General features: G+C 66.7%; 10 protein-coding genes. 6 read left to right on the top strand and 4 right to left on the bottom strand.

Annotated features, from left to right (window positions below):
• Window positions 1–11 precede the first annotated feature (11 nt).
• Window positions 12–1679, bottom strand: coding sequence for a DNA-directed DNA polymerase II small subunit (locus ACODNG_RS08610; protein ID WP_434520975.1), 1668 nt, complete (start codon window positions 1677–1679; stop codon window positions 12–14).
• A gap of 130 nt (window positions 1680–1809) precedes the next feature.
• Here ACODNG_RS08610 and ACODNG_RS08605 point away from each other — a divergent pair, with 130 nt between their 5' ends.
• Window positions 1810–2895, top strand: a complete 1086-nt coding sequence (locus tag ACODNG_RS08605; RefSeq protein WP_434520974.1) for a S26 family signal peptidase — start codon at window positions 1810–1812, stop codon at window positions 2893–2895.
• 99 nt (window positions 2896–2994) lie between these two features.
• On the opposite strand, the gene ACODNG_RS08600 is transcribed toward ACODNG_RS08605, so the two are convergent.
• The gene (locus tag ACODNG_RS08600; RefSeq protein WP_434520973.1) at window positions 2995–4860 is read right to left on the bottom strand and encodes an AAA family ATPase; all 1866 of its coding nucleotides are present in this window, start codon (window positions 4858–4860) and stop codon (window positions 2995–2997) included.
• 1003 nt (window positions 4861–5863) lie between these two features.
• Here ACODNG_RS08600 and ACODNG_RS08595 point away from each other — a divergent pair.
• From ACODNG_RS08595 to ACODNG_RS08585, 3 genes are read left to right on the top strand one after another with little or no spacing between them, the layout of a single operon-like run.
• A complete protein-coding gene (locus tag ACODNG_RS08595; protein ID WP_434520972.1) occupies window positions 5864–7228 on the top strand; it encodes a CaiB/BaiF CoA transferase family protein in 1365 nt (454 codons plus the stop codon).
• Window positions 7228–8466, top strand: coding sequence for a thiolase C-terminal domain-containing protein (locus tag ACODNG_RS08590; protein WP_434520971.1), 1239 nt, complete (start codon window positions 7228–7230; stop codon window positions 8464–8466). The genes ACODNG_RS08595 and ACODNG_RS08590 overlap by 1 nt, the downstream gene beginning before the upstream one ends.
• Window positions 8463–8846, top strand: a complete 384-nt coding sequence (locus ACODNG_RS08585; protein WP_434520970.1) for a hypothetical protein — start codon at window positions 8463–8465, stop codon at window positions 8844–8846. Before ACODNG_RS08590 ends, ACODNG_RS08585 begins: the two co-directional genes overlap by 4 nt.
• Window positions 8847–8929: 83 nt before the next feature.
• Here the strand turns inward: ACODNG_RS08585 and ACODNG_RS08580 are convergent, their stop codons facing one another.
• Window positions 8930–9628: a TetR/AcrR family transcriptional regulator gene (locus ACODNG_RS08580; protein ID WP_434520969.1), complete on the bottom strand. Its 699-nt coding sequence runs from the start codon at window positions 9626–9628 to the stop codon at window positions 8930–8932.
• A 102-nt stretch (window positions 9629–9730) separates the two neighbouring features.
• Here ACODNG_RS08580 and ACODNG_RS08575 point away from each other — a divergent pair, with 102 nt between their 5' ends.
• Entirely contained in the window at window positions 9731–11086 is a 1356-nt protein-coding gene (locus tag ACODNG_RS08575; protein ID WP_434520968.1) for an amidohydrolase family protein, read from the top strand.
• 50 nt (window positions 11087–11136) lie between these two features.
• The gene (locus tag ACODNG_RS08570; protein ID WP_434520967.1) at window positions 11137–12021 is read left to right on the top strand and encodes a fumarylacetoacetate hydrolase family protein; all 885 of its coding nucleotides are present in this window, start codon (window positions 11137–11139) and stop codon (window positions 12019–12021) included.
• Window positions 12022–12432: 411 nt separating this feature from the next.
• Here ACODNG_RS08570 and ACODNG_RS08565 read toward each other — a convergent pair whose 3' ends face one another.
• The gene (locus ACODNG_RS08565; RefSeq protein ID WP_434520966.1) at window positions 12433–13470 is read right to left on the bottom strand and encodes a TatD family hydrolase; all 1038 of its coding nucleotides are present in this window, start codon (window positions 13468–13470) and stop codon (window positions 12433–12435) included.
• Window positions 13471–13536: the final 66 nt, after the last annotated feature.

Genomic DNA, 13536 nt, shown 5'->3' with positions numbered 1-13536 from the left:
CGGCGGTCCGGCTACGAGAATTTCCGAACCGTCATTTCGAGGGTGTCCAGATCGAGGATGGGCGCGTAGCCGGCGTCGGGGTCGATGTTGACGGACTTCTGGAAGTCGGTCTGGGCCTGCCAGCAGCCGGAGTTGACCGCGAGCACGTTGTGGTACTTCCCCCAGCCGAGCTTGTGGACGTGGCCGGTGTGGAACACGTCGGGCACGTCCTCCATGACGAGGTAATCGCGCTCCTCCGGCGCGACGCGGGTGTGGCCACCGAACTGCGGCGCGACGTGGCGCTTCTTGAGGAGCTGGTACATCGCCTTGTGCGGCTCGTCGTAGCTCGCCTTCTCCTCGGGCAGCTCCGCGATCACCTCGTCGAGCGAGACGCCGTGGTACATCAGTACCTCGACGCCCTCGACCGAGACGGTGGCGGGGTTCGAGACGATCTGTGCGTCGTGGACATCCATAATCGACCGGATCTCGTCGTTGAACCCGGGCTGCGGCTCAGCGAGCCGGACCGCGTCGTGGTTGCCCGGGATCATCACGATCTCCGTGTCCGCGGGCACCTCCTTGAGGAGTTCCGCGAAGGCCTCGTACTGCTCGTAGATGTCGACGATTTCCAGCTCCTCGTCCTGGTCGGGGTAGACGCCGACGCCCTCGACCATGTCGCCCGCGAGCAGCAGGTACTCGACCGGGTCGGCCTCTGGCGTGTGGAGCCAGTCGGTGAAGCTGTGCCACGCGTCGGCCATGAACTCGTCGCTACCGACGTGGACGTCGGAGATCAGCGCGGCCTGGACGTGGCGGTCCGCCCCGCCGGGGCGGTGGGTTCGGGGGACGTCCGGGAAGTGAAGGGAGTCGGCGAAGAGGATGCCGGCGTCGTCGGCGAGCGTCCCCTCGACCGCGACGCACTCGTCCAGCAGGATCTCGTCGACGACGTCGGCGAGGCCCTTGTCCTTCATCACGAGGGCGGGGAACGTTCCGGTGGTGTCCTCCAGCTCGACGAGCCAGTGGCCGGATTTGGTGGAGCGCACGTCGTTGACCAGCCCGATCATCGCGGCGTCGCTGCCGCCGGGCATGTTCGCGATCGCCTCGGCGGGCCGGTGGTTGACGCGGCCGCGGAGGATCTTCGAGAGCCGCTCGTAGCGGTCGCGGAACGTCGTGACGAAGTCAGAGTACTCGCCGGTTCCCGTGCTGTGCCCGGTCATGTCGTTGCCGACTTCCAGGTCGCGCAGGTCGGGATCGCGGGAGGGTTCGGAGCCGCGAGAGCGTTCGGAGTCGCGGGAGCGTTCGGGATTGGCGGCGAGAGAGTCAGTAGTTTCGGGGTCGGCAGTCGCGGAGGCGTCGGGAGCCGTGGGATCGGGGGATTCGGCGGCCGCAGCGGTTTCGCCGTCCGCCGTCGCGGCCGCGGACGCCGTCTCGGTCCCTCCGACTCCGTGACCCGTAGACCCCTTCGTTTCGACTGGAGATTGTCCGGTTTCCGTGGGTGAAGCCGCGGATCTCTCGGTGTCAACGGTGGCCTCGCGGACGTGGTCGGCGGTGATCCGGAGGGCCTCGTCCGGGGCGTGGTCGACCGCGGCCGCGACGGCGGCGGCCGGGTCGGTCGCGCCCGCGAGCAGGGTGATCGCCTCGCGCTCGGCGTTGTAGCCGCGCTCGGCGAGGGCTTTCGCGATGCGGGCGTTCGACTCCAGCGGCACGCTACTCGAAACGGGGGTCGCAGCCAAAACCGTTCCGGAGGCGTCGGACTGGGTCGCCGGTCGTGATCCGGAATCGAGGTCGGCGTCCGCACCCGGAAGCTTATGAACGAAACCCGCCAATGGCGTCGTAATGGACGAAGGGGATCGGCCGACGGACGCGAACGAGTCGGCCGATCGAGACGAGCGGACGGAAGGCGGGTCCGAGAAGAGTCGCGAGGAATCGAACAGCGAGACGCCAGACGAATCGAACAGCGAGACGCCAGACGAACCTGACGACGGGGTTCCCGACGGTGACCGCGAGGTCGACCCCGCGGCCGAGACCGGGCCGGTCGGCGAGCCGGATGACCCGACCGAGGAGCGAGACGAACCGGACCCCGCGGCGGAGTCCGGATCCGACGCGGAGGAGGTAGAACCTGACGACAGACCCTCCGACGTCGACGACGTTTCCTCGGACATCGGGGGAGAGACCGTTCCCAAGAGGCGATCTCGGGGTTCCGAAGCGCCGGAGAACGGTGCCGACGAGTCGCTGCTGTACCGGTTCCGTCACGACCGCGACGGCGCGTTGATGTGGCTCCGGGAGATGCTCTCGAGCGTCGGCGTCGTCCTGCTGGTCGGGCTGCTGCTGTTCGGCGTCAGCGGCGTCTGGCCGCCGATGGTGGCCGTCGAGTCGGGTAGCATGGAGCCGAACATGCAGGTCGGCGATCTGGTGTTCGTCACCGAACCCGGACGGCTCGCGCCGGACGCTGCCGAAAACGGCGTCGGCGTCGTGACCCACGAGGCCGGGGAGACGGTCGACTACCGGACGTTCGGATCCTACGGCTCCGTCATGATATACACGCCGCCGGGGCGGACCGGGTCGCCGATCATCCACCGGGCCATGTTCCACGTTACCGAAGGAGAGAACTGGTACGACCGCGCCGACGAGGAGTATCACAACGCCGTCGACTGCGAATCCCTCGCCAACTGTCCGGCACCCCACGACGGGTACGTCACGCTCGGGGACAACAACGGGGCCTACGACCAGGCCAGCGGTCTCTCGCCGCCGGTCAAAGCCGAGTGGGTCGACGGGGTGGCCCGCCTCCGGGTCCCGTATCTAGGGTACATCCGCCTGATCGCGACTGGGCAGGTGGAGCTGAACGAGGCGATAACGGGGGCGGTCGGAAGCGGCCTTCCGGCGGCGGAATCGGGACTCGTTTCGTTCGCTCCGGCCGCGTAGCACTCGTCGGGAGGTCGTCAGCGACGTAACGCTCGCGAGAGGTCTCAGCGACGTAACGCTCGCGAGGGGTCGTCAGCGGCGTAACGTGCCAGGGCGGCGTTAGTTGTCGAACCGCGCCTGAACGAACGGCTGCGCGTTCTCGATGTCGCCGAGCCGCGAGTCCGACAGGAGGACCGCCTCGGTCTCCTCGACGGGCACGGAGAGTCCCATCTCCTTCGTCCGCCCGTAGCGGCCCTTCGAGACGACGACGGCGTTGACGATGCCGAGCATGTCGAGTTCGCTGATCAGGTCGGTGACGCGCCGCTGGGTTAAGACATCGGCGTCTATCTCCTCGCAGAGCCGCTTGTAGATGTTGAACACCTCGCCGGTGTTGATGTTGTGGACGCCGTTCTTCTCCAAGAGGATCACGGCGAACAAGACGATCTTGCTCTGGGTGGGGAGGGTCCGGACGACCTCGACGACGCGGTCGAGTTCGATCTTGTCCTGCGCCTGCCGGACGTGCTTCTCCGCGACGATTTCGGCCTGCGAGCGCTCGGCGAGTTCGCCGGCGGTCCGGAGAAGGTCGAGCGCGCGGCGGGCGTCGCCGTGCTCCTGCGCCGCGAACGCCGCGCAAAGCGGGATCACGTCGTCGGTGAGGGCGTCGGGCTTGAACGCGGTGTCGGCGCGGTGCTGGAGGATGTCCCGGAGCTGGTTGGCGTCGTACGGCGGGAAGACGATCTCCTCCTCGCCGAGGCTGGATTTCACGCGGGGGTCGAGGAAGTCGGTGAACTTCAGGTCGTTCGAGATCCCCATGATCGAGATGCGCGAGCGGTCGAGCTCGGAGTTCATCCGAGAGAGGTTATACAGCGTGTCGTCGCCGCTCTTTTCGACGAGCTTGTCGATCTCGTCGAGCATGATCACGACCACGCGCTCGTGGTAGTCGACCGCCTCGAAGAACGTCGAGTAGACGCGGTCGGTGGGCCAGCCGGTCATCGGGACCTCCTCCATCTCGTCGGCGTCCTCCTCCAGCGTCTCGATACGGTCGTCGAGTTCCTCGACCAAGTCGAACTCGGTGCCGGCGAGGGCGGGGGTCGGGTCACCGCTCGGGTCTCCGTCGGTGTCCGTCGCGTCGTCGCGGAGGCCTTCGAGGCGGTCGAGACGGTCGGAGATCACTCTCTGGTTCTCCTCGATGAACGTGTTCGCGAGCTGGGCGAGGACGCGGTACTGGGTGTCGGTCACCTCGCAGTTGATGTACTCGACCTCGCAGGGGACGTCGTACTTCTGGGACGTGGACTCCAGTTCCTGTGAGACGAACTTCGCCGAGGCGGTCTTCCCGGTCCCCGTCTTCCCGTAGATGAGAATGTTCGAAGGGGTCTCACCGCGGAGCGCGGAGACGAGGATCGTCGCCATCCGGTTGATCTGGTCGTTGCGGTGCGGGAGTTCGTGCGGCGTGTAAGAGGGTCGGAGTACCTCCTTGTTCTCGAAGATCGGCTCGCCGGAGAGGAGGTCGTCGAACAGTCCCTGATTCTCGTCGTCGTCGTCGAGAACGACCTCGTCGAGGTCGACGTCGGGAGAAGACCGGTCGCGTCCACCGTTGTCGATCCCCGTCGTTTCGGGTGCGGCGTCGGACGAGGGATCGGATTGCGGAGTCGGATCGGAATCGGGATCGGGATCCGCGTCGAAGCGGTCGTTCGCCCCGGTGGACGACGGCGTGTCGGATCCGACGGATTCGATGTTCGGGGAATCGATATCCGACTCCACATCGACATCGAGGTCGGAGTCGGCGTCGGCGTCAAGGTCGGAGTTGGAGTCGGCGTCGAGGTCAGTGTCGTCACCGCGGTCAAGCTCGGTTTCAGTTGGACCGTCGGAATCACGGTCTCCGACCGTGGCGTCGCTGGTCTCGGAGTCGTTGCTATGATCTGGGCCGTCGCCGTCGTCCGGTTCGGTGCCGTCGTCAGCCCGCGGTGTGTGATCGCCTTCGTCCATGTGAACCCCTCCATTTCAGGTGGAGACAGCCAGATAAGTCGGTTCTCACGCCGTCTCCCGTCGGAAATACGGACCAGTGGTCGAATTGGGGGACCGACCACGTCCAGTTGATACACTCGAACCAGATGAAGAGACGGTACAAAAGTGTTCCTCTCTGGAGTTGAAACCGTCCTCTCTGCCACGGAGTGACGGGTCACCTCGGAGAGAGTTCGAGTCGAATGAGGGGTATTCGACCCTATCGGCGGCGTGTGCGGATCGACAAAAGAGTGGAAAATGTGGGAGAATTTCCGCTGGAACGACGCCGTGTCTCGACCGGTTTCCCGGTACGTGGAGTTCCCCGCGGTATAGAAGTCGCTATCGGCGGTTCCGACGGTCGCATTCGTCGTTTCCCTCGCGTTTATCGCTTCTTCCGCGTTCGGTGTCTCGACTACCTCGTGTCGTCGGTCGTCCCGTCGGTCGCCCCGTCGTTGTTAGTCGTTGGTCGTCCCGTCAGTCGTTGGTCGTCCTCTCAGGTCGTCCATCTCCCGCACCGTTGTTTCCCGTCGTATCGAAAGGCTCGATCCGGTGGACCCCCACACCCCTTTGTTTCGGGTGGAACGGGGAATGGGTGGTGGGGGGCTGTAGGGGTGGCTATTCATACCGGTGGTTTTAATATACACTCCTTCGAATAGTGCCCTCGACAATTTTCTCTAGATTATATTAGTAGTAAAGTTATTATTTTTGTCTGTGGGGACAGAGATATTTACCGCTCCAACACAAATCTCCGTCAGACGATGGCCAACCACCCTCGATATATCCGGGTTCCACCCGAAACGAAGGGGTGGGGGAGGAACCTCGAATCAACGTCGACCCGTTGTAGTCGCTGTCCATCGGAACCGGTAGTTAAGGGACGCCCCTCGACGAACCCGGGAATATCACGGTCGACGCCGATAGTTTTACCATCCGGTAAACAAACTGTACTCACACCTATGCGACGAATGCGCACGTCAGATGGGGTGATTCGGTGACCGACACCGACAGCTCTGACACCGAGAATTCTGACACCGACGATTCCACGAGCGGGGAAATCGGCGACTCCTCGAACGGCGGGAAGATCCTGGAGGGGGTCACCGTCCTCGACCTCTCGACGTTCGTCACCGGCGGCTTCTGCTCGGCGATGCTGGCGAACCAGGGCGCGGAGGTCGTCGAGATCGAACAGCCCGGCTACGGCGACGCGGTCCGTCACTCCGGTCCCCCGTTCATCAAGGGCGAGTCCCCGTACTACTGGACGCTGAGCTACGGGAAGAAGAGCCTCGAACTCGACTTGAAGAACGACGACGCCAAGGAGGCGTTGTACGAGCTGGTCGAGGAGGCGGACATCTTTATCCAGAACTTCCGCCCGGGTACCGCAGAGCGGCTCGACGTCGACTACGAGACGCTCACCGAACACAACGAAGACCTGATCTACCTCGCGATCTCGGCGTTCGGACAGACCGGCCCGTGGCGTGAGCGGTCCGGATACGACCTCCTCATTCAGGGAATGAGCGGGATCATGAGCGTCACGGGGGAAGCGGACCGGCAGCCGGTGAAGGTCGGCCTGCCGATGACGGACCTGATCACGGCGATGTGGGCCGCCTTCGGTGCGACGACCGCGCTGTACCGGCGCGAACTGACCGGCGAGGGCGAGTACATCGACCTCGGGATGCTCGAAGCCACGCTGCCGTGGCTCACCAAGCAGGCCGGGATGGTGTTCGCGGGCGAGGAGACGAAGCGCATGGGGACGAAAGACCCCGTCCTCGCCCCGTACCAGACGTTCGAGACGAAAGACGGGTTCATCAACATCTGTATTCTCAACGAGAAGCTCTGGGGCGAGCTCTGCGAGGCGCTCGACCGCCCGGATCTCCCCGAGGACGACCGGTTCGAGCAGAACGCCGACCGCGTGGAACACCTCGACGAGCTGGAGACCGAAATCGAGACCACCCTCGCGAACAAGACGACCGACGAGTGGATCGAGGTCATCGCCGAGGACGCCGGCGTCCCCGCCGGCCCGGTGTACAGCGTCGAGGAGGCGCTCGACAGTCCGCAGATCGAGGCCCGCGGCACCGTCACCGAGATCGAACACCCCGAGCTCGGCGAGGTGCCGGTGATCGAACACCCGCTCAAGTTCCGCAACGCCGAGAGCGGCTTCGAACTCCCGCCGCCGCTGCTCGGCGAACACAACCGCGAGGTGTTCCGCGAACGCGGCTACTCCGAGGCGGAGATCGACCGCCTCGCGGAACTCGGCGTGTTCGGCGACGACGCGGACGACACGAACGCCGACGGTAACGAAGCGGACGCGGACGACACGAACGCCGACGGTAACGGAGCGGACGCGGACGGCGACAGCTGATGGACCCGAGCGCGACCGGCTCCACCGGCGTCCGCGTCGCCGGCGTCGGGATGACCCCGTTCGAGAGCGACTCCGGGCGCTCGCTCACCGACCTCGCCGCCGCGGCCGCCGAGCGCGCCCTCGCGGACGCCGCGGTCGACCCCGCGGACGTCGACGCGCTCCACTTCGGCAACGCCCTCGCCGAGGCGCTCGACGAGAGCGCGGGCCTCGCGAACGCGCTCGCGGCCGCCCTCGGTCTCGACGGCGCGTCTGCGGACCGGATCGAAAATACGAGCGCGACCGGTGCGAGCGCCTTCCACCGCGGGGTCGAAGGTATCGAAGGCGGCGCCGCGGGAGGCGCGGAGAGCGATCGCACCGACGTCGCGCTCGTCGTCGGCGCAGAGAAGATGTCCGCAGGCGATACGCGCGACGTCACCGAGGCGATCAGTCGACTCGTCCACCGCCGCGAGTACGCGCAGGGGATCACGCTCCCCTCCTTCGGCGGACTCGCCGCGGGCACCTACCTCGATCGTCACGACGCACCCAGAGAAGCCCTCGCCGCGGTCGCGGCGAAGAACCACGGCAACGCGGTCGACAACCCCGTCGCGCAGTTCCGCAAGTCGATCGACGTGGCCGACGCGCTCGACTCCCCGGTCGTCGCCGCGCCGCTTCGGCTGTACGACTGCTGTCCGATGTCCGACGGCGCCGCCGCGGTCGTTCTGACGCGGGGAGGCGATCGGGGTGACGACGAGTCCGTCGCGGACGCGGCCAACCCGGACTCCGAGGTCTCCCGTGCCCCCCGCGTCGCCGGCATCGCGAGCGCGACGGGGACCCACGCCGTCGCCGAGCGACCGGACCCACTCTCTATCGACTCGGTCCGGACCGCGGGCAACCGCGTCTTCGACCGCGCCGGGATCCGCCCGGACGATGTCGACGTCGCCTGTATCCACGACGCGTTCACGGTTCTCGAACTAATCGAACTCGAGGAGCTGGGATTCTACGAGACGGGAACCGCCTGGGAGGCAACGCTCGACGGCGACACCGCGCTCGATGGCGACCTCGCGGTCAACCCCGGCGGCGGACTCAAGGCCCGCGGCCACCCCCTCGGTGCGACCGGACTCTCGCAGATCGTCGAGCTCGTGTGGCAACTGCGCGGCGACCTCCCCGAAACCCGGCGCGTCGACGGCGCGGAAACGGGATTCGCGATCAACGTCGCCGGCTTCGGGAACAACAGCGTCTGTACGGTGTTGCGCGCGTGACGGACTCGAACGAGCGAGTGCGCGGTTCGACCGATGACGACCTCCCTGCCGACCACGCCTTCGTCTGCGTCGACTGCGGTCGGCGCTGGTACTACGACCGGCGCAGCTGCCCGGACTGCGGCCGTTCCTCGACCGAGGACTCGACGGTTCGACTCGAAACGGGGGCGGTCGTCGCGACGACGACCGTCGAGACCACGCCGCCCGACGTCGGCGCGCCGAACCACCTCGCGTTGGTCCGGTTCGGCGAGGTCCGACTGATCGCGCAGGCGGCCGACGGCGACCTCTCTCCCAGCGATCGGGTCCGGTTCGACGGCTCCCACCGACTCCGCGAGGGCCGCGATCGAACCGATCCCCGGCTCGTCGCGGTCGACGACTCGTAGGTCGCAAAAGTGCCGCCGTCGCCTCGGCCCGGCCTGCCGTCGGCCGGTTCGATACTCGGCCGGTTTGCTACATGGCTGGTTCGCTACTCGGTCCGTTCGAGCGACTCGAAGATGAACTCGTCCATCGCCTTCCGGGCCTCCTCGGGCGCGTCCTCGTGTCCGAGCGATATCCGACGACCGCGGGCGGCGTGGATGACGTCGGTCACCAGCTGCCCCATCCGTTCGGCGTCGACGTCGCGGAAGACCCCCTCCTCGATCCCCTCCTCGACGACCTCGACGATGCTGCCGCGGAGCCGCTCGTAGTGCTCGTTGAACACCTCGCGGTGGTCGCCGTCGTTTTGCGCCTGCGTGTACAGCTCGTGGTACACCTTCATCCGGTCCCAGTGGCTGAACTCCTCGAACTCGGGACCGAACAGACACTGGTCGACGCGGGCGCGGAGCTCGGTCCGCGGGTCCGCGTCGCCCTCGACGACCACGCTCCCCTCGTACTGGTCGATGATGTGTTCGAGGAACGAGGACATGAGGTCGTACTTCCCGTCGAAGTGGTAGTGGATCACCTGCCGCGTGAGGTCCATCTCCTCGCCGATGTCGCGCATCCGGAGGTCCTTGTACCCGTGTTTGCTCAGCGCGCGGAACGTCGCCTCCATGATCACCTCCTTCGTGTCCTTGGAGGACACCGTCCCATTGGAGGAGTCCTCGTCGGCGCCGGTCTCGGAGCCCTCCTCGTCGGCGGCGGTATCGTCGACGCCGGCTTCGTCGACGCCGCCCTGTGATTCGCTCATACCGATACTCTACGCCTGAGGTACATAATACGGTTGCTCCGATCGCAGTTTCTTTACCGCCCGGTAAACTTTTAACCTCTTGGTCAAACCCTATTATCGAACATGACACAAACGATCGTGCGAAACGGGACCGTGGTCTCGCTCGACCCGGACGTGGGGGAGTTCGACGAGGCCGACGTCCTGATCGAGGACGGCGAGATAATCGAGGTCGGGACCGGGCTGTCGGCGTCGAACGCCGAGGAGATCGACGCCGCCGGCCAGATCGTCGTCCCCGGGTTCGTCGATTCGCACATCCACCTCGCGCAGACGCAGGTACGCGGGATCGCCGGCGACTGGTCGCTCATGGGCGAGTACTTCGACGACATGCTCGGCAACATCACCGGGCTGTACCGGCCCGAGGACATGTATCTCGGCGGTCTCTACGGCGCGTTCGAGAAGATTTACACGGGAACGACGACGGCCCTCGACTGGTCGTACCCCAACACGCTCGAACACGGCGAGCGCGCCGTCGACGCGCTGAAGGACACCGGGCTGCGCGCGGTGTACACCTACGGCCCGCCGGGCGACGACGCGGCGAAATGGTGGTTCGAGAGCGACGTCGGCCTCCCCGAGGAGAACATCCGAGAGCTTCACGAGGAGAAGATCCGCGACGACGACCTTCTCAGCCTCGCGCTCGGGCTTCGAGGACCGGACTTCTGTACCGACGAGACCGCCCGGGCGGACCTGGAACTGGCGCGCGACCTGGACGCGCTCTCGACGATCCACATGGGCGCCGCACTGTGGCCCTCGTCGGTGTACGGCGACGACTACCAGGGGTTCGGCACCATCGAGGACATGCTCGGGCCGGACGTCAACGTCGCGCACGGGAACCACTTCTCGCAGGAGGACATCGACCACGCCGTCGAGCAGGGCGTCTCCTTCTCGTCGACCCCGGAGGTCGAGATCCAGATGGGCCACGGCATCCCCGTCACCGGGAAGGTGATCGAAGCGGGCGGCCGCCCGGCGTGGGGCGTCGACGTCTGCTCGAACGTGAGCGGCGACATGGGAAGCCAGATGCGGATCGGCATGCAGCTCCAGCGCATGTTCGACAATCAGGCCGTCCTCGAGGGCGACGAGGAGGTCACCGAGGTGAGCATCTCCGCGCGCGACACCCTCGAAATGGCCACCATCGAGGGCGCGAAGGCGCTCGGACTCGACGACGAGATCGGGACGATCACGCCCGGCAAGCGCGCCGACCTCGTCTTGTTCGACGCCGACGACTTCATGACCGCGCCCTGCCACAACCCGGTCCAGACGGTCGTGTTTCAGTCCGACCCCTCGCACATCGACACCGTCCTCGTCGACGGCGAGGTCGTCAAGCGCGACGGCGAGCTGACGAACCCGAAGGTCCACGAGGAGTTCGACCGGTTCGTCGCCTCCGGCGAGCGCCTGCTCGACGAGGCCGGCATCGACGCGTAACGCCGGACCGAACGCTCACATCACCAACCGAACTCACCCTCTCACTTCACATGCGAATCGGCCAATACCGAACGACGGACGAACAGACACCGTGGCCCGGCGTCGCCACCGACGACGGCGTCGTCGACCTCGCCGACGCCGGCGCCGCAGCCGGCGTCCACGTGCCCGACCGAACCAGCGACCTCCTCGCCGACTGGGAGTGGCGCCGCAAGGCCGACCTCGCGGTCGAGTACGCCGAGTCGACCGGCGTCGGTCTCCGCGACCCCGCCGACCTCGACCGCGCCGCCCCCGTCGACGACCCGCAGAAGGTCGTCTGCGTCGGGCTGAACTACCGCGACCACGCCGAGGAGGGCGACAACGAGATTCCGGACGAACCGGTCCTCTTCTCGAAGTTTCCAACGTCGGTCGTCGGCCCGGAGGACGCGGTCCGCTGGGACCCGGAGTACACCGAGAAGGTCGACTACGAGGCCGAGCTGGTCGCCGTCATCGGCGAGCGCGCCCGCCGCGTCGACCCCGACGAGGCGCTCGACCACGTCGCCGGCTTCACCGTCGGCAACGACGTCTCCGCGCGCGACCTCCAGCACGGCGACGGCCAGTGGGTCCGCGGGAAGAGCCTCGACACCTTCGCCCCGACCGGGCCGGACCTCGTCACGACCGACGAGGTGGGCAATCCCCACGACCTCGAGGTCTTCGCCGAGGTCAACGGCGAGCGCCTGCAGGAGTCGTCCACGTCGAACCTCATCTTCGGCGTCGACGACCTGATCTCCTTCTGTAGTCAGGCGTTCACGCTCGAACCCGGAGACCTGGTGTTTACGGGCACGCCACCCGGAGTGGGGGTCTACCGCGAGCCGCCGGTGCTGCTCGGCGACGGCGATTCAGTTACGGTCGGCGTCGAGGGCGTCGGCGAACTGACGACCGAGTTCGAGACGGAGTAGCGGTCGACACGAGATTTATTTTCGCTGACTTAGGATATATTAATACGCGCCCGAGGTTACCGCGGAGAACCCAGTCGAAGCCCCGGCCGCGAGGACTCGGTGCGCTCGCTGTGGTCCTCGCTCGGTCGCTCGCGCTCCCTCGCTGCGGTCCTTGCGTCGCGCGCCGTCGTCCTCGCGGACGCCCCTTCGAGTCCCACCCCGCACCGCTCCGCACAGCACCTCACGCCTCCCCAGCCTCGCGGCTCACGCTTCGCGGCTGCGCCGCTCGCGTTCGCCGCGTCCCTCGCGCGTGCTGGCTCGCGGCCGCCCTTGGCGGCCGCTCGCAGGCACGCAGGGAGGCGCGACGCGCCTCTTGCAGCCGGCGGCGAAGCCGCCGGCGACGCCACCGCACCGCGAACCAATTTAAATCGCCTACTCCGCCAGCCCGAACACGTCCCGCGGGTTCTCGTACACGACGGTCCGGATGTCGTCGACGTCGATGCCGTAGCGGTACAGCTCGAAGATTGCGCGCTTCACCGCGTACGGGTCCGTGCGCAGCACATTCGCGGTGTCGGTGTCGATCATGACTCGCTCGGGTCCGTACTCGTCGATGGCGTCCGCCACGTCGGCGGCGTCGACGCCGACGAGCCACGAGTGGCCAATGGTGTAGCTCAGGTAGCAGTCGGTCTCGTCCATGAGATACGCAGTGTTGTCCGCGTCCGCGTGCGAGGCGACGACGCGCTCCTCGTCGAGCCCGGCGTCGCGCGCGGCCTCGACGTCCCGTTTCACGGCTTCGAGCGCCGGGTTCTCTCCGTCGAGGACCGGCTCAGTTCCGAGTCCGGCGTTCTTCTCGTAGCCGGGGGTGACGCCGAGGTCGTCGCGGTACTCGCGCTTCGCCTCGGGCGTGGTGTTCGGCGTGTGGAGCAGGACGGGGAGGTCGTGGTCGTCGGCCAGTTCCATCTGCGCCTGGACGACCGCCTGCTGTTCGTCGATATCCCAGCGCTCGACGTGCTGGGTCGGGGTCACGCCCGTTTCGCCGACGGCGACGACCTCGTCGAGCGCGCAGTAGTCGTCCATCGCCGCCAGCAGCTCGTCGGGATTCTCTATCCGGACGCCGGTGTGGACGCCGAGCCCCAGCTTCGCCTCGAAGAAGTGGTTGCGCTCGATCGCTTGGCGGCGGTTGATCGCGTCGTCCCACAAAAAGCGGATGTCGCTGGCCTCCACGGGCTTGTAGGGGGTCCAGTGGTACCCCGAGGACACCATCACCATCGAGCGGCAGCCGGAGAGCGCGTAGCGCTCGCGGTCCTCCCACGACAGCGTGTGGGCGTGGTTGTGCGGGTCGATCCACGGGATATTCAGCAGTTCGGTCGGGAGTTCGGGCGGCGACTCGCGGTCGCCGACCTCCCCCGAGGGCGACTCGTCGAGGTACGCGGCGTCGGTCGGGCGGACCGTGGCGTGCGGCGCGGGCATGAACGCCCCGTCGTGGCCCGGCCACTTAGCGTTTTACAGATTGGTAAAACTTTATTATGCGCCCGG

This window comes from Halorubrum sp. AS12 (assembly GCF_051122765.1).
GTDB lineage: Archaea > Halobacteriota > Halobacteria > Halobacteriales > Haloferacaceae > Halorubrum > Halorubrum trapanicum.
This window is presented reverse-complemented; position numbering and strand designations above follow the sequence as displayed.